The following is a 23,838-nucleotide window of genomic DNA, read 5'->3' on the forward strand; positions in this document are numbered from 1 at the left end:
AGCAATCATTGTACGACCAGAGAGTTACTGGATATTCTGGCTTTGGCATCCCCTGAGGGAAGGTCTGGAAACTGCTTTGAATATTCCATGATAGCGATCAGGAATGGTGTTGATTTACACATACCCAACATATGGCTTGTCATTCACCATACCCATCAGTTTTTAGTGCTGGCTGATATAGCCAGCTTTAATGATTTAGAAGCACATGAGTTCCATCAGTTTGACAGCAACAATTTCTGGGTGTGCGATCCATGGTTTAAGATACACTGCAGAATGCATCTGTATAGCCTGATGACCAGCATCAAATCCTTGCAGTGGGAGTGCGAAGGTAAGTTGATTTTCAATTCTGACCATACAGAGTTGCCGACACTGTGGTCTCAAAAATTGTGTGTTGGCAAAATGCGCTTTATACGAATGACTGACTCTGCGGGAACACCCACGAATGAGTGGTGGGAGTGGTATCATTCCCCCTTATCGCACAGGGCCACATAGGCTGCTGAAGTGGCTACGCCTATACGCTGTCCTCAATATGCCTTGAAATCGACTCCACCGTATCCGCCAGTCTGGACAGCTGCTGGTGATTGTATCCCATGGTCGTTTTAATATCGGAGTGCCTCGCCAGCTCCGACATCGCAGCCACATCGTTAGTCAGTTCAACACCGATGGTGACAAAGCTGTGCCGCAGCCAGTGTACCGAACTGGCGCGGATACGGGCGGCATCGGTCAGTTTTCCCTGAGTTTCAAGGGTGAGGGCGACGCGCTCCATCATACCTTTAAAGATGTCGTGCAGACTGGCCCGGCTGGTCAACGGCTTTTTACCAGAGAGGCTGAAAAAAAATGGTTCAGGCACCAGGGGCGACGGGGCAGGGGGCTTGCCCAGACTGACACGGTACTGGTAGAGCGCTTCCATAAACGGTTTGGGTACGGGTAACTCCGCCGGCTTGCCGCCTTTGCCGATCACATTCATTTTCCAAAGCGCCTTATTGGCAATGGTCATGGACTGTAACGACGACGTATTGTTACGAATCAGTTCCGACAGGCGCAGGCCGGAATAAAGGTAGGCATGAAACAGCCACTTTTCCCGCTGAACCTTCCGCGTTCCCTGTTCGTTGCCCTGATGGCGCTGTTCATCCTGAGCGAGTGTCTGAAAAATATGACGAATATCCTGAATCAGTAACGCTCTGCTTTTGCGCTTAAAGTCATCCAGCCGCCGTTCCTGATGACTGGTCTTCATCATCACGAAAGGGTTAAGCGACACATAACCGACACTCTGGAGCCAGTTAAATAAGCCTTTGATGGTGGTGATCGACAAGTGAATACTGGCTGGCGACAACACCGGATCGCCTTCTGCCCAGTTTTTTTTCACCACAAAGGGTTTCCAGTCCGGCGCACCATAAGGCCGCTTGGACAAGCCCACCATCGACAGGGGAGGGTGGTTAAGCATCGCCACAAACCCTCTGGCATCCTCCAGGTTAAGCTGGCTGAACGATTTATTCAGGCTGGCGGTGTACCACAGCAGTCGTCTGAACTCTTTTTCGTAATTGGAACGGGTCGTCGGCGCAAAGCGCGCCGAACCGGATGTGGTCTGCTGATCCAGAAACGCCTGCACCGCCTGTTGATCGGTGCGGGCATCAATCAGGGCAGGTGAGGGCGCATCATGGTGCTCCAGCGGGGATGTGGGAATAAGTTCCTGACGGTTCATGGCGTGTACAATATTGGGCTCTGGCTACCCACATTACCGGAGTGGCGGTTTTGCTGTAAAGCTATGTTGCTCTATCATTCCGACCGTCAGGGGCAGGGCTCCTGTTTTAAAAACGGGCAAAGAAAGCGTAAAAGTAGGCAAGAATATCATCTGGAAGAAGGCCCAGGTATTTAATCTCGCTGTATACGCCCTGCAGGCTCTCGATATTTTCGGAAGAAAAATCGCTAAGATCACTGTTTGCTGGTGCAATAGCGCTCTCGAATAGTTTTTTAAGCTGTTGTTGACTGGGTTCTCCCCGGGCCAGTTCACAAATAAACTGAAGAATATCTTCGGGAATTTTACTTGTTACCTCTTTGAGAGTTGGTGCAGTTGCCTTCCATGTTTTAAATCGAAATTTCTGAACAGGGTTGTGCTGACCCAGACGAACCTGAACCTCTTCAAAACGCTGCTTCTGGATAAAATTATTTGCTATCAGTAACAAGTTGCCGGCGTCAGAGTGTTTCAGGTGACCCGCAATAGCGGTATATTCCGTCGACTCGCTAACTGCGTGGTCAACCAGCCCTCTTGTAAAGTAACTGAGCCATGTAGCCCTCCCGGTTTCTGTGTCATAACTGTTTTTCAGGGCTGCCTCAACTATGCGCCGGTAATCTTCACGTCTTTTAACCCATGCATGAGCCGGATTCTTAAGTAAGTCTTCACAGAGATCCTGAAGGGATTTTTTTTCAGGTTCAGTTTTCCTGGCAGCGCCCTGTGGGTTCACCATGCTCCCGGCAGGCTCAGGTCTTTCACTGCTAACACCACCATTTGGATACTGCATTCCGGGCAGATGAATTGGTTTGCGCTGGATAAGGTAGTCACCCCCCGGAGTTCCGGTCATCAACATAGCACCAGAGAACCGGGCATGGCCAGAGCCATTATAAAAACAAAGCGCGCAGAGAACGAACGATCTTACAGACTTATTAGAAGCAAGGCTCATGACGTACAGTGGTTTCCAGATAGTGGCTTTCGGGTTGGAAAGATAGACCACTCATGCAAAAACGCCATAAGCCGTTTTGACTTAAACCATTCAGTACTAAAGCTGCACCATCAGAAAAGTCTGACTGGTGCCATAAGCGCCTGTTGATCCGTTCGAGTTAATCAGTGGGCTTCAGTCAGGGCAGGTGAGGGCGCATTGTTCTTAGCCTTTTCACTCATGAGTGAACGTGCGTCGAGCATGTGCCAGAGTTCCTCTGTAATGTCTGTCATTAACCGTTTTAAGAGTGGCTTGTTTTATACCATTAATTGACATTACAGGACTAATGTCAATTTCTATAATTCGTATATTTCGTATTTTCTGTATACTTCGTAGCGCATAAATAATACGATATTAAAAGACCACCGACAGTCAATTTTCCATAGCCACAACAGAGACTTCGCCATGACAAAAAAATTCACCATTTCGGATGAAAAACGACAGGACATCATGGCGGCAGCCGACGCCCTGGAAGCGGAAGGACAGAAAGTCACCATCAAGTCCGTTATTCAGTTTATGGGCGGTGGCTCCTTTGAATATGTATCGCCCGTTCTTCGTGATCGTCGACAGGCACGCAAACCCGTATACGCCATACCTTCCGAGCTGCCTGAACCAGTGATGGCAACGGTGGAACAGCTGGTTAAACAAACCGGCGCTGAACTCTGGAGTGCTGTATCGCAGCTGGCCGATGAAAAAATCGAACAGGCACAACAGGCTGCACAGGCTGACAGGGAAGCCTCTGAACAACAGCTGTCTGAGCTGGAGTCCCGTTACTGGCAGCTGGTTCACGAAACCAAAGCCCTCTCAACAGAAAAACAGCGACTTGAACAACTCACTGAACGTCAGGCCGAAGACCTGCGTATAAAAGACCAGCGTCTTTTTGCCATGCAGGACAAACTTGAAGCGGGTGCCGAACGCCTGTTGGACTCTGAACGAACGGTTAAAGACCTTAACCAGGAGTATCAGGCACTGAATGAACGTTATTATCAGGAGAAAGACCAGACCCGGGAAACCATTGAAAAACAGACGACAGAGATTGAATCATTAACGGCGGATAAAGCGGAAACTGAGCAGTCCCTGCAGGAAGCGACCGCAGCCTTTGCGACAGAACGGCAGAACACCGAAAACAAGATCCGTAAACTGGAAACCACCGTCGCCGGTCTGCAAAGCCGGATAGATGACCGCTCCACCCAGCTGGAACGGCTGTCAAAGAAGAACCGGGAACAGGCAGAGCGTATTGAAACGCTGGTTAAGGCAGACACCGAGCTGAAAGCCGCACTGGCGCGTATCCGGGAATTATCCATTGAAACCGGTGAACTGAAACAGGAAAACAAGCGGCTTTATAAAGAGAGCGGCGAGCTGAAAGCCCGGCTGGATTTTGTTCAGCAGCAGGTGGCGGCAACGGATGATCAGCCGGACTATCAAGAGCCATGACAAAGAGTACATTATGTGCTTCCACCAGTCAGGGACAGAAACTGTTTGCAGTTATAAGCAGAACGCTTAGCAATGAAATAAAGGGCAAAATAGTTGTTTTGGCTTGAACATGGTCGTCATGCTCAGTTTCGTCCATGTCAATTGCTGCAATCCCTTGCATGTTCAAGAAAGGCAAATCACTACCCCTCCTCAACCTCATACACTCAAGTATTAAACAGCCGGACTGTAATCAAACAGGTATCGGTCAAATGTATCTTCCGCACTGTCAGATACCCGCAGCAACGTGTTTTTCACATTTTCCAGATGCTGCCACATGGCCTGTCGTGCTGCTTCCGGGTTTTTGCTGGCCAGAGCCTCAATGACTTTTTTGTGGTCCTCAACCCAGTCTTCCAGATAGTCAATTTTCTCAATCCAGTCGTGAAGGCGTTTCCACATGGGGCTGTTCTCACGGATACGCCAGAGTTCCTGAGTCAAAGAAACCAGCACAGAGTTCTGTGTCGCCTCGGCAACAGCAATGTGAAACATCTCGTCGCCCCGGGATGACAAGCCGGAACGAAGCTCCTCCTGTTCCAGTTCCAGGGCAGCCCTCATGCTTTGCAGGTTGCTTTTGTTAACCTGCGTGGCTGCAAAAGCAGCGATATTGCTTTCAATAAGCTGTCTGGCCTGCAATAGCTCAAAAGGCCCGACATCATTTTCCAGCGTCTGGTCATTGGCGGCAATGACATCACCGTTTGATATCACATGGATACCTGACCCTTTTCGGACTTCAATCAGGCCTTCCAGTTCCAGCATGATCAGAGCTTCACGCACAATGGTCCGGCTCACAGCCATCTTTTCTGCGATGTCACGTTCTGCTGGTAGACGACTGCCAACAGGGAAGTCTCCATCAATGATCTGCTGGCGAATATCACGACCTATTTTCTGGTATAGACGCTTGGGTTCGAGGGTTCCCAACATCAGTGGTCTCCGTAAATCTCAAAAGGAGTGTGTGTGTATCAGGTGAGGTACTTTAACATGAAATCCGGAAAGGTTGGTGACAGATGGAGAAATTGGTCATGCCAATATCTCCATCTTCCTCAGAGAAGTCAGTCGTCAGATTGAGTTTTCAATACCCAGCATCAAGCCACGCAGCTCAGCCAGTCCGCGCATACGCCCAATGCATGAGTAGCCGGGATTGGTGACTTTGTTCAAATCGTCCAGCATTTGATGGCCATGGTCAGGGCGCATTGGAATCGCGCAGTCTGTTCTGCCTGCCTGAACACGACGACGTTGCTCAAGAATAAGCGCACGTGTTACGTCATATAAACCCGCCATGCCTTCAAGGTGGTTGGCTTCATAAAAACTGCCATCTGCCTCACGCTCTACGCTGCGCAGATGGACAAAATGTATACGGTCACCAAGGCGCTCAATAATGCCCGGGAGGTCGTTATCGTCACGGGGACTCAGTGAGCCGGTGCAGAAGGTGATGCCGTTGGCGATACTGTCAACGGCCCGGGTAATTTTCACAAAGTCTTCTTCTGTACTGGCGACACGTGGTAAGCCCAGAATCCCCCAGGGTGGGTCATCAGGGTGGATACACAGTCTTACTCCAGCTGCTTCTGCGGCAGGCACTACCTCACGCAGGAAGGCAAATAAATGCTGTCGCAGCTGTTCCGCGTCAATATCACCATAGCTGTCTAAAGCCTCCTGAAGCTGTTTCAGGGTATAGCCTTCTTCCGCCCCCGGCAGCCCGGCGATCAGGTTTCTGGTCAGACGCTGAATGTCGTCTTCTGTCATGGTTTCGAAGCGGGTCCGGGCGATTTCCTGTTCCTGTCCGGTGTAGTCGTTTTCAGCGCCGGGGCGTTTCAGCACGAACAGTTCAAAGGCTGCAAACTCATATTTGTCAAAACGAAGCGCACGGCTTCCGTCTTCTACTTCAAAAGACAGGTCGGTACGGGTCCAGTCAAGAATGGGCATAAAGTTGTAACAGACAACGTTAACGCCACACCGGCCCAGATTCATCAGGGTCGTGCAATAGTTTGCAAGGTGACGCTCATAATCTCCGGAACGTTTCTTTATATCTTCAGAAACCGGGACGCTTTCTACCACTGACCAGCGCAACCCGGTTGGCTTGTTTTTTTCTTCGTCCCATTCAATTTCACGTTTGCGCTTTTCAATCTCTTCAACGGACCAGGCTTCGCCATTAGGAATATGATGCAGTGCCGTTACAATGCCCGTGGCACCGGTCTGAAGGATGTCTTTAATAGTGATCGGATCATTCGGTCCGTACCAACGCCATGTTTGTTCCATTTTAATTTTCCTTAGAACCCATCAGGTTCTGCTTTGCAGACCTGATGATCTGTTCATTTCGCAATGGTGTGTAATAACGAAAGCCATATTTCTTAAACTGGCTTTTTAAAGCGGTTACAGAGTGGCTGCCAGTTCAGCCATTGCCAGCCTGGCACCTTTGGCAAGCAATCGCTGATAAGCATCAGTAACCGCTGCAATAAATGTTGTATTGGCGGCAAGTGCCGGATCAATCACCTGCTCTAACCCCATGAATGCTGCCACCATGGCTTCAGGGTCATTCCGGTGACGGTCGGCCAGGGCTTTCAGTTCCACAGCCATAGGGTCAAACACTTCAATGGCCTGGCCCTGCTCGTCAATGGCACCGGCGTAACGAATCCAGCCCGCAATGCCCAGGGCAATACAAGCCAGCGACTTACCTTCAGCCAGCAGGGTCCGGGCAGAGTTCAGCCAGCGCTGGGGAACTTTCTGCGAGCCGTCCATGGCAATCTGCCAGGTACGGTGTTTCAGTCCCGGGTTGGTGAAGCGCTCAATCAGCAGTTCCGCGTAACCGGCAAGGTCGGTCTTTTCCGGCATATTTAAAGTTGCTGCCGCCTCTTCGTTCATGTAATGGCGAGTGACGTTTAAATAGTTGTCGTCCTGCATGCAGGCATCAATGGTTTCGTAACCTGCCAGATAGCCAAGGTAAGCCAGAATAGAATGACTGCCATTGAGCATGCGAAGCTTCATGTCTTCGTATGGTTGGACATCTTTTACAAAACGAGCGCCGTCTACCTGGTCCCAGTCGGGTCGTCCCATTGTGAAATGGTCTTCAATAACCCACTGCCGGAAAGCTTCAGTGACAATGGCGCCTTTGTCTTCAACACCCAGTCGCTCCTGTACCTCCGCAAAATTCTGCGGTGTCATGGCAGGTACGATACGGTCAACCATCGTGCATGGGAATGCCACCTCTTCACTAATCCACAGTGCCAGCTGCGGGTTCATGGCCTCAGCCATCTGGATAACCGCCTCACGAGCGCGCTTGCCGTTATCCGGCACATTATCGCAGCTCATCACCGTGAACGGTTTCAGTCCGGCCTGCTTGCGGCGAGCCAGGGCGGTGACAATCAACCCCAGAGCAGAGCGGGGATGCTCCGGGTTATTCAGGTCATGATCGATCAGCGGACTGTCTTTCATTAACTGTCCGGTGGCGGGGTTCAGACAGTAGCCTTTCTCGGTTATGGTCAGGGAAACAATACGGGTAGATTCCTGTTCCATAACCTCCAGTAAAGGACGACGATCTTCTTCTACGGCCAGGGATTTATGAATAGCCGTTGCCAGCTTAACCGTCCGGCTGCCATCAGGATTCATTTCAGTCACGGTGTAAGCGTTATCCTGTTGAGCCAATTCATGGACAAGGTCCTGACCTCCGAGGATATTAGCGGCACAAATACCCCAGCTAAATTCACCGGTCGCCGCAATGGTTTCATGAGTGTACAGAGCCTGATGAGCGCGGTGGAAAGCACCCAGGCCAATGTGCACGATACCAGTAGAGATTTCCTTTGCATCGTAGCCGTTGGGCTGTATCAGGTCGTTTTGATAGTGTTTGCTAATGGTCATAATGTTTTTTGCTTCGTTTCCGGTTTCTCGGCTATTCGCTCAGGCTAATCTGTTTTGGAATAACGTCAAAGTGATAGTCAAAGCGATAGCTGTCTGCAAATCCCACATAAAAAGTATCAGTTTGGTTGTACCAATATCAAGAAAGACTAATTAAAAAGGAACAACTTTGTTACACAAATATGACCAATATCAATAATTGGTCTTACTAGTAGGTATAGGATTTAAAACATCTCAGGTAAATGTCCATTAAGTATTCAAACAGTAAGTTTTTCTAGTGCTTTTATAGGAGGGTTCATGTCAAAGGTGCTAACGATGGCCAACAGGATTGGCTATGGTTTGGGGGATGTGGCGAATACGCTGTCATTTGGTATGACGTCTATGTTTCTGCTGGCGTATTACACAGATGTGCTGGGTATTTCAGCCGCCGCAGCAGGTACCCTGTTTCTCGTTGCACGAATCTGGGATGCCGTTAATGACCCGATGATGGGGGCTTTCTGCGATAAGCTGTTTCAAAAGCACAATGGGGTTGGCGATAAGTTTCGGCCGTTTCTTTTGCGGGGAAGCTGGCTGTTGCTGGTATCCGGTATCCTTGTGTTTTGGGCTCCGGAATCATTAACGGCTACACAGAAACTGGTATGGGCCTACGTCACTTACATTATCTGGGGTATGTGTTACACCTTTATTAACATCCCTTACGGATCGCTTGCTACTGTCATGACGCAGGACCCGGGTGAAAGAGCGTCACTGTCAGGTGCGCGGGCCATGGGGGGGGTCAGTGGTTCCATCGCCTGCAACATTCTTGTGCCTTTCATGCTGTCCATTTTTGCTGATGACCTGAGTAAAGCTTACCTTTACAGTATGATTATTCTCGGGGCGCTGTCTGTTGTATGTTATTTGCTGGCCTACCGGTTTACGCAAGAGCATATTAAGCATGAGGCCTCCTCTTGTGATACTAAATTTTCTCTGAAAGATACACTGAATACGCTGGGTCGCAACAAGCCGTTCCTGTGTGTCAGCATCTCGTCTCTTTTTCTCCTCACTGCCATGATGGGACAAGGCGCTGTTTTCTATTATTATCTCTCCCTCAGCCTTGACGGAGCACTCTGGATGATCAGCCTGACAGCCGTTTTGCAGGTAGTTACGGTTGTCATCGTGGGCTCATCCATTGGTAAAGTCGCTGAAAAGTTTGGTGTTAAAAAAATCATGACGACCAGCTTTCTGATTGCTGGCATTTTTGCACTGATCACCTTTTTGTTACCCACCTCAATTTACAGTACGTTGTTTTTCTACGTTCTGGGTATGCCCTTTGTAATGATACCTAACGTTCTTATCTGGGCGAACGTGGCAGACTGTATTGATCATAACTATGAGATATCGGGTCAGCGTCAGGAAGGTATCATTTATTCCTCTTATTCGTTCATGCGTAAAATGGGGCAGGCTATAGCAGGCTTTATTGCCGGTATGGGGCTTAGCCTGGTCGGATACGATGCAGCACTTGAGATTCAGTCTTCTTTCACCCTGTCAGGAATCAAGGGCATTATGTTCCTGATGCCTGCCATTGCTATGTTTATCTGCTTCTTCTTATACCAGTTCATGTGGACTCTGGACTCAAGAACGAAGGAAAACAATCAAACAACACCTGAGCCTGTGGCTTCCTGACGGAATTCATTAATTGTTAATTAATCAGTACCGAATTAACCGGAGTAAATCATGACAGCATTTCTTTATCCTCACGAAACAAAAACACGTCGCATTATAGATATCAGTGGCGTTTGGAAATTTAAGCTGGATAAGAACAACGAAGGGCGTGACAACCATTGGAAAGACGGATTATCTGACACCACATTGATGGCGGTGCCAGCCAGCTATAACGATATCAGTACCGAAAAAGCCTTTAGAGATCATTGTGGCGATGTCTGGTATGAGACTGACTTTTATATTGCCGAAGAATGGCAGGAAAAAGAGGTTTATGTTCGTTTTGGTAGTGCCACCCATCGAGCCATTGTTTATGTGAATGGTCAGGAAGTAGTCAGTCACGACGGTGGCTACATGCCATTTGCCGGAAAACTTAACGACGTTGTTAAGTTTGGTGAAAAAAATACCATGGTTGTCGTGGTCAATAATGAGCTGAGCCGTAAGACTATTCCGTGCGGTGACATTGTGACTCATGCCAATGGGACGCGAGAAGTTAAACCGTTCTTTGACTTCTTCAACTATGCTGGTATTCATCGCGCAGTAAAACTGATGGCTCTGCCAAAACAGCGTATTGATGATATCAACGTTTTAACGGACTTTGATCAGTCTTTGGGTAAGGTGGGCTATGCAGTCTCAGCCCTGGGCGCTGGCGATGTTTCTGTAGAGTTGTTCGACGAGGCTGGCAAGCTGGTTGCTGCCGGTGAAGGCAGTGAGGGCAGTCTGACAATTGATAACGTGAAACTGTGGCAGCCGGGCAATGCTTACCTTTATACGCTGCAGGTCAGCCTGAGTGAAGCTGGCCAGTTACAGGATCAGTATCCAGTTGAAGTGGGTGTTCGTACGGTCAAGGTAGAAGGAACCCGGTTCCTGATTAACAACGAACCCTTCTACTTCAAAGGGTTTGGTAAGCACGAAGACTCTCATATTCATGGCCGTGGTTATGACGCAGCCCTGAATTTGCGCGATATGGAACTGTTGGACTGGATTGGTGCTAACTCCATTCGTACTTCTCACTACCCTTACTCTGAAGAGTTTATGCAGTTGGCTGACCGAAAGGGACTGGTTGTTATCAATGAAACACCCGCCGTTGGTCAATTCGACGTTATGATGAACTTTATGGCGGCTGGTCAGGGTGGGGAATCCCAGTCTAAGTTCTTTGAGCGCCCCGAAGTTCAGAACGAAGGGATGGAAGCGCACAAAGATGCAATCAGAGAATTATTTAAGCGTGATAAAAACCATGCTTGTGTCGTGATGTGGTCTTTGTCTAACGAGCCTGACACCTCTCAGGAAGCTTCCGATGCTTACTTCAAAGAAGTCTTCGCCTACGCACGGGATCTCGACCCACAGAATCGTCCGCTTACCTTTGTTAACTTCATGCTGGCGCCTTATGGCAAATGCCATGCGCACCAGTACGCTGATGTAATCTGCCTGAACCGCTATTACGGCTGGTACATGATGGGTGGTATCGAGATGGATAATGCTGGCGAAGCGTTTGCCAAAGAGCTGGCTGGCTGGGCCACAGAAAACAAACCGGTGGTTATCACTGAATACGGTGCTGACACCATGGCTGGCATTCATAAGCTCCCAAGTGTTCAGTGGTCTGAAGAGTATCAGTGCGAATATCTGGATCAACAGCACTATGCGTTTGACAGCTGCCCTGCGGTGGTTGGTGAACAGATGTGGAACTTTGCTGACTTCCAGACCTGGGAAGGGATCATGCGTGTAGATGGCAATAAAAAAGGTGCCTTTACCCGTGATCGCCAGCCTAAAATGTCTGCCCACCATCTGAAGCGTCGCTGGGATAAGATCGATGACTTTGGTTATAAAGCTTAACTGCTTTACTCTTCAATCATGGATTGATGTTTAAATAAATGAGTCCACCAATACAATCTCTGCATTGGTGGCATGGACCTCTCGTCAATTAGAACAAAAAGGCGTTTTTTTAAATGCCATTTAGACCAAATCAACCAGGAAATAACTTTGATTATTTCCCGCTTTGATTCGCCTTAAAGAAAGCTCATTAGAGTTAATTTGTTGATCGGGGAAAAATTACAACATGAAAACAGCCAACACTCTTAGTCATTGTTTTAAGCTAAGTGCATTTACACTGGCATTAATAGGAGGAGGAATTCAACCTGTCTTTGCCGACTTTATTTCTGACTCAACACTTGATTTGCAATTAAGAAACGAATTGCGAAATGCAAGCCGCCCAAGTGCAGACATGCCTTACGGCCCGGAAATTTATGCCTGGGTTCAAGGCTTTCTGTTTGATTTTTCTTCCGGAAAGATTAATGACAAAATTAGCATTGATGCCGCGTTGTATCACGTTGAAAAACTCGATGCTGATAAAAATAAGGCAACACGCTTTTATCTGGATGGTCACGACAGCTACACACTAGCTGCTGCCAACGTCAATCTGGATCTGGCTGACTGGGCACAATTACGCATTGGACGATTTGGTGTGGACTCCTGACTACGGGACATTTTTTGAGGAGAGTGCTGGCAAGGTCAGCAGCATGAGCTAAGAGAGTAGTTCTCACACAAACTTTCTTTGATGCCAATGAACCCTGTCACAGCACTCCAGAACAAGCTTAGTGTTCATCTCGATTGGAACAAGGCTCGTTGTGAATTTATTGCTCAATTTATCCTTGGTCTGATCAAACTCAGAACCAGCTCTCTATACAGACTCCGTGTCGCCTTTGTCAGAGAGGCCTCCCCCGACTCAAGCTACAAACGGATTCAACGTTTTTTCAGAAGCTACTCACTGGACTACTCCGCTATTGCTCGCTTGATTGTCACGTTAGTGCCTCTTGAGCCTAAGTGGACTCTCTGTCTCGACAGAACCAACTGGAAACTCGGAAGTCAGGACATTAACCATCTGGTTCTGGCTGTTTGTTGTCAGGGTGTTGCCATTCCTTTGTTCTGGAGCAACCTTGATAAAGCTGGTTGCTCCGAGTCGAATCAGAGAATTGCCCTCATGAAACGCTTTTTGGCAACTTTTCCGGATCAGCCAGTTGCCTGCCTGTCTGCAGACCGGGAGTTTCATGGACATGGCTGGCTAAGCTGGCTCATGGAGCAAGGAATACTGTTCAGAGTACGCATCAAGAAGAATACACAAGTGGCGAAGCCCGGAAGCTCTGCCATCTCCGTGCGGTTGCAGTTTCGTTCACTGAAGGCTGGCACTTGGGACGCAATTTCGAAGCCTTGCAAAATCTGGGGCTTGAAGCTTTATGTTGCAGGGAGTTTGTCCCATAAAGGCTACTGCTTTGTTGTCAGCCAGGATAAGCCTGATACGATTATTCCCGACTACCATTGCCGCTGGGAAATCGAGTCTCTGTTCAGTTGCCTTAAAACCAGAGGGTTTGACATGGAAGCTTGCAGGCTGACCGCACCAGAGAGGACGGACAAGCTGACGGCTTTGCTGGCTTTGGCATTCTGCTGGAGCTACACCGAAGGGTTGAAGAGGCAAGCAATTTCTCCATCAAGAATTGCGAAAACGCGCTTTGGTGCATCATGGCCAGCAGAAAGCATTTTCCATCAAGGCTTGGAGTACCTGCAGGAACTACTTCTGAATCCTGATAAATTGAAACGTGGATTTAAACAGGCTTTGAACTTTTTTGTCCCGTAGTCAGTGTGGACTCTTATTACGGCACTCTTGATCAGGCCGTTCCCCTGATTGACGATCCATCGAACAGAACTGAGCCATCTATGGTCGAAGGCGCGCTGTGGCGCGGAACATTCGACAACCTGAATCTGTATAGTATGTACAGCACCAAGCAAGCCGGTCGTTACAAGAAGAGCTGGACCAATACAGGCTTGAACGGCATAGTCGACGGTGATTTGAAAATCATAGACAAGCAGCCCATCTACAATTTTGCAGCAGTCTGGGACAACCAGAAATCAAACGCCAAATTAGGTTTACAGACACAAAATCAGCACTCCGACCAAATCTGGATCGAAAGCGGTCACACCTGGTCGACACCTGGCGGGAACTTCATGAAAGCTGATGCGCGTGCCTTTTATGCAAAAACTAAAGGTGATTCGCGCAGCCTGTCCGAGAGCTATAACGGCAAAGACAGTACCTATGTTGTGTCCGGACAAATGTTCTGGATCAAGGACAAGCTGACACTGATGGGAGCAGCGGGTCGAGCTGGCAACAAACTAAATGCATTACTCGATATCGACACAGACCTTGGCTATGTATTTGATCTGAGCATCGATCGTAACGGTCATGATATGTATTCATGGCAACTTGCCAGTTTTTATCAGTTAACTCCTGACCTGAATGCAGGTTTTGCTGTTACCGTTACAGATGGATATGAAGATCACACCAAACAGGTTGAACAAAAAGGCCTGGGCGGCACTCTAATTTTAATGCATGAAATTAAAAGCGGACAGCTAAAAGGCATGCAAACTTCGTTTATGTACAGCAAAGCAAAAGAAGATCGAAAAGGAAGCAAACGTGGTGATAAGCTAAAGTATCGCGATCTTAAATTTACTGTACACTACCCAATGAATCTGTTCTGATCATCAGGAAAACTCTATATGCAATAAACAGTGGCAGTTGTCCAACCGACTCTAAGTTAATCTTGATATTATGCATTGTGTGCAATAAACAGGATGACTGCCATTAACTTCCTCCTCACACTAAGTTCACGATTATTGTATAAACAACCTCTCCTTTTATCGATAGGCTTTACACGACCTTTCTAATAGCTGTTATTTTTACAATTAACTGCTGAAAATCAATCAATTTAGATTGAAAATCAACCATTTGCATTCTGCTTTCTCTCGCCTTTGTAAATGTTGAGTCATAGAAAGAAAGACTGGTACAACCAACTTGACCTACAACTTATTTTTCCAGACTATAGCCAAAATAAACAAACCGTAGATGTAAGAGTAAAAGGAAATAATTGTGACTGCTTTTCTGTACCCTCAAGAAACTGTTTCACGTCGTGTCGTTGACATCAGTGGCCTGTGGAAATTCAAAGTTGATACCGACAGTGAAGGCCGCTCTGAAGGCTGGAAAGACGGACTGACAAATACAACCGATATGGCTGTTCCTTCCAGTTATAACGATATCTATACCGATAAAGCTTTGCGTGACCACTGTGGTGATGTCTGGTACCAGACTGAATTTCTGGCACCAAAAGAGTGGCAGGATCTGGATGTTCTCGTTCGCTTTGGCTCAGCCACTCATCGTGCCATTGTCTGGGTTAATGGTGAAGAGGTAGCCAGTCACGAAGGTGGCTATATGCCTTTTGCGGGTAAGCTGAATGATGTTGTTAAGTTTGGCCAGAAAAATACTCTGGTAGTTGTGGTTAACAACGAATTGTCAGAAACCACCATCCCTTGCGGTAATGTTAAGCAATACGATGATGGTGTTCGTGAAGTTAAGCCGTGGTTTGATTTCTTTAACTACTCAGGCCTGCATCGTCCGGTTAAGTTGTTGGCTCTGCCAAAACAACGCATTACCGACATGACGGTTCTTACCGACTTTGAAGGCTCTCAGGGTAAAGTTGACTTCACTATTGAGGCTGATATCCCGGCGGGTGCTCTGCTCTCAGTCAAATTGTATGACGCTGATGGCAAACAGGTTTCTCAGGGAGAAGGCACTAAAGGAGAGCTACAGGTTGATAACGTAAACCTGTGGCAGCCAGGGAAAGGCTATCTTTACACGCTGGAAGCCACTATTGAGAAAGAGGGAGAGATTCTTGATCAATATCCTCTCGAAGTTGGCATTCGTACTGTGAAAGTGGAAGGTACCAAATTCCTGATCAATAACGAACCTTTTTACTTTAAAGGTTTTGGCAAACATGAGGATTCAGACCATCGTGGTCGAGGTTATGATCCAGTTGTCAATCTGCGCGACATGGAGTTGCTGAACTGGATTGGTGCCAACTCAATCCGTACCTCTCATTATCCTTACGCTGAAGAATTTATGCAGCTGGCTGACCGTAAAGGTCTGGTTGTCATTAATGAAACACCCGCGGTAGGTCAGATCAACCTGTTGCCATTTGGTGGTGATATGGGTGGTGCATTTGCCATGCTGGGTAGTGGTGGCAGCAATCAGGTTCAGAATTTCTTCGAGCTGGATCAGGTTAAGTCGAAGGGCATGGAAAATCATAAAGACGCTGTTAGAGAGCTGATTCAGCGCGATAAAAACCATGCGTGCGTCGTGATGTGGTCTATCTCCAACGAGCCTGACACAACCCACGAAGCGGCTGGCGAATACTTTGGTGAAGTTTTCGACTATGCCCGTAGCCAGGATCCACAAAATCGCCCAATGACATTTGTAAACGTACTGGTTGCTCCTCACGGGAAATGCAAGGCAGCACAACATGCCGATGTTATCTGTCTGAACCGCTATTATGGCTGGTACATGATGGGTGGTTATGAAATGCGCAATGCAGGCAAGGCGTTTGCTGCTGAACTGAGCAGCTGGTCAACCGAAGGCAAACCCATTGTGATCACTGAATATGGTGCTGATACAATGGCAGGTGTTCACAAGTTGCCAAGCGTTCAGTGGTCCGAAGAATATCAGATTGAATATCTTGACCAGCAACACGAAGCCTTTGATGGCTGCGAGGCACTGGTCGGTGAGCAGATGTGGAACTTTGCAGACTTCCAGACCTGGGAAGGCATCATGCGAGTTGATGGCAACAAGAAAGGTGCCTTCACTCGTAATCGCCAACCCAAGATGTCTGCCCATTACCTGAAATCTCGCTGGGAAAAAATTGCAGACTTCAACCATAAGCCTTAACCGTACTTAATATCATAAAACAATAAGCCTGAAAGCTCCGGATGTCGGTGCCTTCAGGCTTTTATTTTTGCAGGGAGTTAACCGAACTCATTATTTACAATCGGGGAAACCACATTGATGGCAGCTCCCCGGAATCCATTAAGAGCCTGTTAGTGAATGAATCAGCAGGCTTTTCCTGTCACCTCCGCAGCTAGACGTGTAATGTCTTCCCAGCGCCCTTCATTGACGAAAGAGGTCGGTGCAATCCATGAACCGCCTACGCAAGCAACATTAGGGAGCTGCAAAAAAGACTGATAGTTATCGGGATTTATTCCACCTGTCGGACAAAAAGTCACTTCCGCGAATGGCCCGGAAAGCGCCTTAAGCATCGCCTCCCCACCCAGCACCGTAGCCGGAAACAGCTTCATAGCGTCAATGCCATACGACAATGAAAGCATAACGTCACCGGCGGATGCCACACCGGGAATCAAGGGTATATCCACCTCTTTAGATTGTTTCAGCAACGCTTCGGTCAGGCCCGGCGTCAGTACAAAGTCAGAGCCCGCCTCGCTCGCCTGTTGAAGCTGTTGCGGGTTCAAAACTGTTCCGGCTCCCACCAGACACTGAGGCATTTCTTTTTTGATAAGGGTAATGGCTTCTAATGCACACTCACTGCGCAGTGTAATTTCAAACACCTCAATGCCGCCTTTATAAAGCGCCTGCGCAAGAGGCAGAGCCTGCTCGATCTGCTCGATCACCATAACAGGCATCACTGGATTGGCCCGGTTCAGAACGTCTCTGTGGTTCATTATTTGTCTCTCACGGTTCATTGGTTAAATAGTCGGACATTCAGACAGAGGTATGATCGCCCCTTTGTGCTGTATAACGCTGCCAGCCAGTTGATGAGCAAAAACGGCTGCGGTTTCAGGGGGCTGTTCACACAGCCTGGCTGCCATATAACCGGCATTGAAAGCATCACCGGCTGACGTGGTATCAACGACAGTTTCAACCTTTTCTGATGCCACAAGCCCTTCAAACCCGGCACTGTGAACCAGGCAGCCAGTGGAGCCGTTCTTAACAACAATTTCAGCGACACCCTTTGCCTTTAATCGGGCCAGGGTTTCTTCTGGTGCAGCGTCCCTGTTCAGGCTCTGCTCATCATCAAAAGTGACCATGGCAATATCGGTGATCGTCAGGTACTGGTCGATCACCTCTCTGGCAACCTCCTCTGATTCCCACAGAGCTGGGCGATAGTTACTGTCAAAAGCAATCCGGGTACCCCGTTCCCTGGCAGCCGTCAGCAGATTAAGCAGCTTCTGTCTGCTCTGAGTATCCAGAATGGCAATACTGATGCCCGAGAAATAAATAAGGTCAAAATCCTCAACCAGCTGTCTTTGCTGTTCTGCGGTTAAACCGCCTTTCAGTAGCTTTCTGGCTGCGGAGTCGCCGCGCCAGTAGGTGAAGGATCTTTCTCCGTCAGCATCCAGCTCAATGCTATACAAGCCGGGATGCTTATCCGGCACAGTACCGACCAGTGAGGTGTCAATGGTTTCAGAGGCAATAAATGCCCTGATTTTGTGGCTCAGGGTGTCAGCGCCCAGCGCCGTTACGTAACTGGTCTTAAAGGGTCTTTGTAACAGAGAGCGTTGCAGGTAAATGGCGGTATTAAGGCTGTCCCCGGCAAAACCACTGGCATAGGTATCATTATCCAGCGGGCTGAGTTCAACCATGCACTCACCGAGGCAGGCTATTTTTTTGTACGTCATGGTTTGTATGTTGTTCCGGTTGGGCTGCAGACAGGCGTCGTATTATCCTGTCTGCAGAACGGTTACAGGCGATACGCTTTTTTCGGCAGGTTGTAAGTCAGGTCCCGGGCCACTTCATGGGCTTCATCAATAGTCAGAAGATGTTCGCACACCTGATGAGCCAGAAAGTTGGAGTCCACACGACGAGCCACATCGTGGCGGGCAGGGATGGAGAGGAACGCACGGGTGTCGTCATTAAACCCGACCGTATTGTAGAAACCGGCGGTTTCAACGACCTGGCGACGATAGCGCATCATGCCTTCAGGGCTGTCGTGGAACCACCAGGCTGGTCCTACCTTCAAGGCCGGGTAGTGACCTGCCAGTGGCGCTATTTCACGGGTATAAGTGGTTTCATCCATGGAAAAGGCAATAATGGTGACATCGGGGTCATTTCCGACTTCATTCAGCAATGCCTTAAAGCCATCAACAAAGTTGACCGGGGTGGGTATGTCGCAGCCTTTATCGGCACCAAAACGACTGTAAACCGTCTGGTTATGATCGCGCGAACACCCCACATGAATCTGCATCACAAGTCCGTCTTCACGGCTCATGCGACCATTTTCGACCAGCATATGCCCACGGAACAGTTCCGCTTCTTCTGGTGTAATCGTTCCTTCCAGAGCCCTGGTCAGCAGGGTCTGGCACTGCCCGGCCGGAAGAAGGGTGGTGAACGCCGTTGGGAACCCGTGATCGGTTGCCGTCGCCCCCATTGATTTAAAGAACCGGCGGCGCTTGCGGATGGCTTCCAGATAGTGATCCCAGCTGGCAACATCCTCATCGGTCTGCTCCGCCATAATCTGCATATGCTCACGAAACTTCGGGTGCTCCGGATTGGTCACATCATCAGGCCGGAAGGTAGTGACTATGCGACCATCCCATTCTTCCTGAATTTTTTTGTGTGCGTCCAGCGTGTCCACTGCAAATTCGGTGGTGGAGAGTACTTCAATATTGAATCTCCTGAATAAATTGCGGGGCAGAAACGCTTCAGAGGCCAGTTGCTTCTCGATATGGTCAAATATTCTGTCAGCCGACTCTCCATTCAATGGTTCATCAACGCCCAAAACTTCGGTTAAAGCGTGGTTCATCCAGAGGCGGGATGGCGTACTGCGGAAAAGGTGGAAATTTTCTGCAAACAGTTTCCAGATTTTGCGAGGATCGGATTCTACTGTTACGTCCTTGCGGGCAGCCGGGATTCCCATGGATTCCAGGCTGATTCCCTGACTGTAAAGCATCCGGAAAACATAGTGATCCGGTGTCACCAGAAAGGAAGCGGCATTGTCAAAAGGTTTATTGCTGGCATACCAGTCAGGGTCTGTATGTCCGTGAGGACTAATGATGGGTAAATCCTTAATGCCCTGGTAAATTTCACGGGCGGCAGAGCGTATGGAAAGCTCAGCAGAAAACAGGCGGTCGGGGTGTAGTGGCTGGTATTTCATCATCTATGGCTCAGGTATTACTTCTGCTTCCAGCAAGAGCCTGAAGTTACTCACTTCAGGCCTGCTTAGTGTTACCTCTTTACTCGCCTGAACGGAATCATTCCGGATTCGGGCGGGGACTCTGCTATTAAATCCCAGTCACTATGAAAATAAAATGGTATAACAGACCGACCTTTTGACTTGAGTCAACGGCGCATCATGTTATACCAATATTTGTAATTTTCCGTGTTGGTATAACATGTTTGATTTGAATTTTTATCAGGCTCTGGTGGGGTCTGAAGCCCAACGGAACGAACGGCTATAAGCTCCTTCCTTTGAATTTTCAGCGTTTTTGCGTATACATTTTTAGTAGCTGTAGGCGCTTGAAAGCAAGATAGGCTCTGCTTGAAAAGAGAGACTATCTTGCGCTCACATTCATTGAAAATAAGCTCAACCGCTTATGCCTCAGGGGTTTGAGGCAGCAGGGTATGGACATGACCAAGTGCGGAAAAACGTACGATTATGTAAGCCATATATGCTGAAGAAATAGTATGACTGTAATCAACCGTGTTTATTGAAGTGGAAGCCTATAACGATTATTGGGATGTTTCCGGTAAAACCTATGAAGACATCGATGGCTATCGGGTCGTCCTGCAAAATAGAGAGTGGTCAGTTTAGGTGTAGTAATTCAGACTTGATCTGACAGTTACCGGTTCATAGAGGGTGTCGGTCAGGTCTGGAACTACACATAAGATTGTTACCATGCTTTTGGGGCTTGGTGGCTGTTGATCCTGAATTTAATTTCCTCTGCAAGCTGTGAGTTAAAAGTGCGTTCTTCCAGAATTGACTTTGTCCATGCAGGTATTTGATAAGAGTAATCACGAATGGTATTTGCTTTTGTCTCCGGGTCAACGTAGTTTTTAAAAAATGGCTTTAGCAATCCTGACTGATCAAGCGCAGCTAATTGGGAGTTGATTTGATCCTGATGCCTGTGGTTCGCTTTATAAAAAGGAACCTTACCCAATGTGATTGCATCAAACAGACTTGAATTGCCCGTTACTCCTACCATAGGATTTGAATTTTCGATCAATGAATAGTATTCATGCTGTGAATCTATCTTGGGAATATGGAAAATTTTAACTGTTTGTCCATTAAGGTTATTGATTACTTCTTCAGTCGTTAATGGATCCAGACCAACCCTGAACTCTTTAAACTCAATCTTAGATATACCATGTTGAGTAAATATCGATTTTGCGAAATAACTAAAAACATCGTTCTTACCCTGATTGGTAATAACCCATGCCCCTTTTTCACCTTCTAACCGTGAAGCGGTAGCAACAAAATCGACAAGGCCCTCACCCGAATGCATGTAGCTCACGTAATAGTTATTAGCTGATTCCTCAATAAATTGTGCCAGACCAGGCAGTCTTTCTTTCAGGGACTGATAGTGATCTGATAAAGCACTTCTATAACTATCTTTTAACAGGTCAGGATTGACCAGTATTCCCTCGTGATCACCCAGCCCCATCCTTATATGCCGGCAATTGTTAGTATATTCACTTCCATCAGCCCTGTTCTTAGTGTAACTGCGACCGTGAGAATCCTGTACCAGCTTTGTTGATCCAAAGATCTGAACAATATTTATAAATTGGAGATTACAGAATGCCTGCTGATCAAAAACAGTTCTTATGAACTGGTCTGTACCATTGATAGTAATAATCGCTGATGCACTGTGGAGAATTTGATCTATTTCTTCCCTTATTTCATCTGTGTAAGAATGAATACCCTCCAGATGTTTACCAAGATCAACAATACTGACCCTCTCTGAATCAAAATAGTCAAAATCTCTTTCCGTTAAACCTTTTGATATTATGGTTATCTTTTTTTCCGGGAAGTTGTCATTTACAACTTTATACACTCTTTGAGCCAGAGCGGTATAGCCATAATTTTTCAAATTCATGAACATAATAACAACCGGCTTGTTTTGAGTATCATTACTCAAGGCAGGTGCAATATCTAAAGCAAAAAACAAAAAAACCAATATGCCAATAATTTTACGATATAGATTCATAACTGCTCAGCTCCATCTATTGCCCGATTCCGTTTATTCCTATCGTTATATCTAAGATCCGACACGTATGTATAAATAAAGTTCAAACCGGGACAGGGCGTAGTTATCGCCTCTTTGTCAGCGCTTCTGTCCACGCAGTCACGCCTGCTAACACCGGTCTCGTCATTTTCTGCTTAACTGGTGACTCCCATTGGAAGGACCACTCAATTTAAGGAGAATGCATGCAAATTCAAAACCCTGTTTTTCAACTTGATACCAGCAACCAGGCCGATTTTGATAATCCGAACACTGCGCTTCTGGATGCTACAGAGAGCCAGCCGGATTCAATGTGTCAGCGTGTTACACGGTTTGTGTGTAGAACGCTGCCCGAGGCTTTTCAGGCATTGGCAACCCGTCTGTTCAGCCGGCAGGCGAGTATTCTCGATGACGATGGCGTAATGACCTATACCGCAGAGTCGAGGAGAGGCAGTCAGGTAACACCGGAGGCACTTGAGTTTTTTGAAAACTTCAGCAGCAGTTACTGGCCAGAAACTTCACAACCCGGTATTGACGAGCAGATCGGGTTGATAAATTCCCTCAAGGAAGCGTTTCCTGACTACTTTAAGAAAAACCCTTTTTCCGGACTTATATTTGAAGACAAAAGCCGGTGCAATGACATTCTTGAAGGTATTGCCAATCATTACCAGCTTGATCTGGCGAAAGAACAAACCATGAGAATGAACGAGGGTTGGAAAACCTCCCCAACCATCGATAATGGCGACTGCCTGTACGACGCTATCTGGCAGGGTCTGGACAAGGACGAGCAGAAAAAACTGCAGCAGGAGACCGGAAAAGACAATTACACGGCATTAAAAGAAGTCCTGAAACGAGAAGCAGGAAAATACAACAATGACATCATGGCTAACAACCATAGCATTAACGGCGATTACGACAGCCTTGAGGACTACCTGAATAAAGTTGATAAGCCAGAAGAATTCTGGGGGCGTCACGCCATAGAAGGTAAAATTCTGGCGCAAGAGCTGGGCTTTAACCTGGTTTTGAAAGGTGGGTGCAGTTACGAGGCAGGATGGTTAAACCAGTTTGTTGAGCGTGAAGATGAAAAACTTCACTGGTCTGAACAGAATACCCGGGTTGTGTATATTGCCAATCGTAAACAGCATTACAGCGCTATCTTCAAAGACTAGTACATCGTTTCATTACATTTGACTTGTAGGTTGGGACGAGCAACTGACCCCTGCCATATAGCCAAATCAGACAGGGGTTCATACATTACTGATCAGCTTCGCACTCCGGCCAGATAGTTCATGGCTAATGTGCGGGCTTTGTCGCATGGGCTGACGCCCGGGCTTCGCAGTTCAAGGTAAAGCTCTGCCGCATATTCTGTTGCGTTCAGCAAAGACGCTTTTTCCGGCGTTGCCACAGTCCTTTTCAGTTTTTCGGCAAAGTCGGGCAGTAACTGTTCAATTTTACGGACACCCCTTGCTTCAAAACCGCCCTGCTGCAAAGCCAGGGAGCCTAACACCTGAACTCTTAAAAAACTCAGGAACTCAAGCGCCTCAAAGTACTCACCACGCCCGATTTTAGTGCCTGCGTAATGCATCCATACCCAGAACCGGTCTTCGACCCATTGCTCATCGACTTTGGGGTATTCGCCCCTGCCCTGATCCAGAGCCTGTCTGAGCCGGTCGTCCCTTGCCCACAGAATCGCAGGTTCATCGACACGCCGGGCAGCGTCTTCAATGTTTACAAACTTGAAATCAACATGGAAGGCTTCCGGGCCGAACAGGGTAATCACCAGCCTTGGCTCGCCCACATGTTCACCGGTAAATCCGGCGACCATATCACCCAGACCTGAAACGATTGAGAAGCGATCCTTCATAACAGCATCAAACGAGTCCGGTTCAACAGCGACCACCAGATCCAGGTCGCTGAAGTCATCCAGAGAATTGTCGGAGTAGGAACCCGAAGCCGCAACACCTGCGATTCCCGGGTTTTCAGCCAGCCTGGGCAGGGCCTGTTGAATAAATTCTTTGTGCAGGGCGGGAAGTGAGCTTGGAAATTGCATGTTTAAGCACTT

The 23,838-nt window shown here is 47.8% G+C and carries 20 protein-coding genes; 9 read left to right on the forward strand and 11 right to left on the reverse strand.

The window, feature by feature from the left end; all coding sequences use genetic code 11:
- Positions 1–5: 5 nt before the first annotated feature.
- The 3 genes from V5J35_RS00325 to V5J35_RS00335 form a co-directional block, all read right to left on the reverse strand.
- Positions 6–143, reverse strand: coding sequence for a hypothetical protein (locus V5J35_RS00325; protein WP_354011677.1), 138 nt, complete (start codon positions 141–143; stop codon positions 6–8).
- 368 nt (positions 144–511) lie between these two features.
- Positions 512–1,702 (reverse strand): tyrosine-type recombinase/integrase, encoded by a 1,191-nt coding sequence (locus V5J35_RS00330; RefSeq protein WP_354011678.1) that lies wholly within the window; start codon positions 1,700–1,702, stop codon positions 512–514.
- 106 nt (positions 1,703–1,808) lie between these two features.
- Positions 1,809–2,579: a hypothetical protein gene (locus V5J35_RS00335; RefSeq protein ID WP_354011679.1), complete on the reverse strand. Its 771-nt coding sequence runs from the start codon at positions 2,577–2,579 to the stop codon at positions 1,809–1,811.
- Positions 2,580–3,119: 540 nt separating this feature from the next.
- Between V5J35_RS00335 and V5J35_RS00340 the strand changes: the two genes are divergently transcribed.
- The gene (locus V5J35_RS00340) at positions 3,120–4,148 is read left to right on the forward strand and encodes a DNA-binding protein (RefSeq protein WP_354011680.1); all 1,029 of its coding nucleotides are present in this window, start codon (positions 3,120–3,122) and stop codon (positions 4,146–4,148) included.
- A 210-nt stretch (positions 4,149–4,358) separates the two neighbouring features.
- Here the strand turns inward: V5J35_RS00340 and V5J35_RS00345 are convergent, their stop codons facing one another.
- The 3 genes from V5J35_RS00345 to V5J35_RS00355 form a co-directional block, all read right to left on the reverse strand.
- Positions 4,359–5,105, reverse strand: coding sequence for an FCD domain-containing protein (locus V5J35_RS00345; protein ID WP_354011681.1), 747 nt, complete (start codon positions 5,103–5,105; stop codon positions 4,359–4,361).
- 135 nt (positions 5,106–5,240) lie between these two features.
- On the reverse strand, positions 5,241–6,437 hold the full coding sequence (gene uxuA / locus V5J35_RS00350) for a mannonate dehydratase (protein ID WP_354011682.1): 1,197 nt from the start codon (positions 6,435–6,437) through the stop codon (positions 5,241–5,243).
- 114 nt (positions 6,438–6,551) lie between these two features.
- Positions 6,552–8,033 carry a mannitol dehydrogenase family protein gene (locus V5J35_RS00355; protein ID WP_354011683.1) on the reverse strand — a complete coding sequence of 494 codons (1,482 nt, stop codon included), beginning with the start codon at positions 8,031–8,033 and terminating at the stop codon, positions 6,552–6,554.
- Positions 8,034–8,345: 312 nt separating this feature from the next.
- On the opposite strand from V5J35_RS00355, the gene V5J35_RS00360 reads away from it, so the two are divergent.
- The 6 genes from V5J35_RS00360 to uidA (V5J35_RS00385) all read left to right on the forward strand — a co-directional run bounded on the left by V5J35_RS00360 (position 8,346) and on the right by uidA (V5J35_RS00385) (position 16,491).
- Complete coding sequence (locus tag V5J35_RS00360; protein ID WP_354011684.1) at positions 8,346–9,692, forward strand: MFS transporter; 1,347 nt, start codon at positions 8,346–8,348, stop codon at positions 9,690–9,692.
- Positions 9,693–9,743: 51 nt separating this feature from the next.
- On the forward strand, positions 9,744–11,561 hold the full coding sequence (gene uidA, locus V5J35_RS00365; protein WP_354011685.1) for a beta-glucuronidase: 1,818 nt from the start codon (positions 9,744–9,746) through the stop codon (positions 11,559–11,561).
- A gap of 223 nt (positions 11,562–11,784) precedes the next feature.
- Positions 11,785–12,201, forward strand: coding sequence for an OprD family porin (locus V5J35_RS00370; RefSeq protein ID WP_354011686.1), 417 nt, complete (start codon positions 11,785–11,787; stop codon positions 12,199–12,201).
- Positions 12,202–12,288: 87 nt separating this feature from the next.
- A complete protein-coding gene (locus V5J35_RS00375) occupies positions 12,289–13,356 on the forward strand; it encodes an IS4 family transposase (RefSeq protein ID WP_354008024.1) in 1,068 nt (355 codons plus the stop codon).
- A 5-nt stretch (positions 13,357–13,361) separates the two neighbouring features.
- Positions 13,362–14,255, forward strand: a complete 894-nt coding sequence (locus V5J35_RS00380; protein ID WP_354011687.1) for an OprD family porin — start codon at positions 13,362–13,364, stop codon at positions 14,253–14,255.
- Between the two features lie 388 nt (positions 14,256–14,643).
- A complete protein-coding gene (gene uidA / locus V5J35_RS00385) occupies positions 14,644–16,491 on the forward strand; it encodes a beta-glucuronidase (protein WP_354011688.1) in 1,848 nt (615 codons plus the stop codon).
- A gap of 161 nt (positions 16,492–16,652) precedes the next feature.
- Here uidA (V5J35_RS00385) and V5J35_RS00390 read toward each other — a convergent pair whose 3' ends face one another.
- From V5J35_RS00390 to uxaC, 3 genes are all read right to left on the reverse strand, one after another.
- Positions 16,653–17,279, reverse strand: coding sequence for a bifunctional 4-hydroxy-2-oxoglutarate aldolase/2-dehydro-3-deoxy-phosphogluconate aldolase (locus V5J35_RS00390; RefSeq protein WP_354011689.1), 627 nt, complete (start codon positions 17,277–17,279; stop codon positions 16,653–16,655).
- A gap of 24 nt (positions 17,280–17,303) precedes the next feature.
- Positions 17,304–18,236: a sugar kinase gene (locus tag V5J35_RS00395; RefSeq protein ID WP_354011690.1), complete on the reverse strand. Its 933-nt coding sequence runs from the start codon at positions 18,234–18,236 to the stop codon at positions 17,304–17,306.
- A gap of 62 nt (positions 18,237–18,298) precedes the next feature.
- A complete protein-coding gene (gene uxaC, locus V5J35_RS00400; protein ID WP_354011691.1) occupies positions 18,299–19,714 on the reverse strand; it encodes a glucuronate isomerase in 1,416 nt (471 codons plus the stop codon).
- A 543-nt stretch (positions 19,715–20,257) separates the two neighbouring features.
- Here uxaC and V5J35_RS24250 point away from each other — a divergent pair.
- On the forward strand, positions 20,258–20,368 hold the full coding sequence (locus V5J35_RS24250; RefSeq protein WP_419095796.1) for a hypothetical protein: 111 nt from the start codon (positions 20,258–20,260) through the stop codon (positions 20,366–20,368).
- A gap of 79 nt (positions 20,369–20,447) precedes the next feature.
- On the opposite strand, the gene V5J35_RS00405 is transcribed toward V5J35_RS24250, so the two are convergent.
- Positions 20,448–21,761, reverse strand: a complete 1,314-nt coding sequence (locus V5J35_RS00405; RefSeq protein WP_354011692.1) for a hypothetical protein — start codon at positions 21,759–21,761, stop codon at positions 20,448–20,450.
- Positions 21,762–21,982: 221 nt separating this feature from the next.
- On the opposite strand from V5J35_RS00405, the gene V5J35_RS00410 reads away from it, so the two are divergent.
- Positions 21,983–22,945 carry an OTU domain-containing protein gene (locus V5J35_RS00410; RefSeq protein ID WP_354011693.1) on the forward strand — a complete coding sequence of 321 codons (963 nt, stop codon included), beginning with the start codon at positions 21,983–21,985 and terminating at the stop codon, positions 22,943–22,945.
- A gap of 92 nt (positions 22,946–23,037) precedes the next feature.
- On the opposite strand, the gene V5J35_RS00415 is transcribed toward V5J35_RS00410, so the two are convergent.
- A complete protein-coding gene (locus tag V5J35_RS00415; RefSeq protein ID WP_354011694.1) occupies positions 23,038–23,826 on the reverse strand; it encodes an oxalate:formate antiporter in 789 nt (262 codons plus the stop codon).
- Positions 23,827–23,838 lie beyond the last annotated feature (12 nt).

The sequence above is a fragment of the Endozoicomonas sp. NE40 genome, assembly GCF_040549045.1.
In the GTDB taxonomy this organism is placed as follows: Bacteria; Pseudomonadota; Gammaproteobacteria; order Pseudomonadales; family Endozoicomonadaceae; genus Endozoicomonas_A; species Endozoicomonas_A lisbonensis.